Genomic DNA, 703 nt, shown 5'->3' on the forward strand with positions numbered 1-703 from the left:
ATTTCGCAGTTAGTCGCGTCCTTCATCGACTCCTAGTGCCAAGGCATCCACCATGCGCCCTTCCTAACTTAACCTATTCATTTATCGAAGATAACTGGGTTATGAGTTTGCGTTTAATACTTATTTTGAATTCTTGTTTGAAACTCTTTCAAACGCGGTGTTCTCGGTTTAATAAAATTATTGATCAAGAAATAAATGTTATTCAGTTTTCAAAGAACGGATCCATGGCAGCTGACGCTGTCAATGGAGGTTAACGGGATCGAACCGTTGACCTCCTGCTTGCAAAGCAGGTGCTCTCCCAGCTGAGCTAAACCCCCATTTTGAGAGTAGACCTCTCAAAACCAAACAAAGTTTCATGTAACAAATCGTGTGAGTTTCCGTATTATTCCTTAGAAAGGAGGTGATCCAGCCGCAGGTTCTCCTACGGCTACCTTGTTACGACTTCACCCCAATCATCTGTCCCACCTTAGACGGCTGGCTCCAAAAAGGTTACCCCACCGGCTTTGGGTGTTACAAACTCTCATGGTGTGACGGGCGGTGTGTACAAGGCCCGGGAACGTATTCACCGCGGCATGCTGATCCGCGATTACTAGCGATTCCGACTTCACGTAGGCGAGTTGCAGCCTACGATCCGAACTGAGAACGGTTTTAAGAGATTAGCTAAACCTCGCGGTCTCGCGACTCGTTGTACCGTCCATTGTAG

Annotated in this window: 1 tRNA gene and 2 rRNA genes; all 3 read right to left on the bottom strand. The window is 46.9% G+C overall.

What is annotated here, in order from left to right:
* Nucleotides 1-74, bottom strand: a 23S ribosomal RNA gene (locus LFYK43_RS12185); the annotation flags it as partial.
* Between the two features lie 170 nt (nucleotides 75-244).
* Nucleotides 245-317 (bottom strand) — tRNA-Ala (locus LFYK43_RS12190).
* A gap of 76 nt (nucleotides 318-393) precedes the next feature.
* Nucleotides 394-703 (bottom strand): 16S ribosomal RNA (locus LFYK43_RS12195); the annotation flags it as partial.

The organism is Ligilactobacillus salitolerans (genome assembly GCF_003864415.1).
GTDB classification, from domain to species: domain Bacteria; phylum Bacillota; class Bacilli; order Lactobacillales; family Lactobacillaceae; genus Ligilactobacillus; species Ligilactobacillus salitolerans.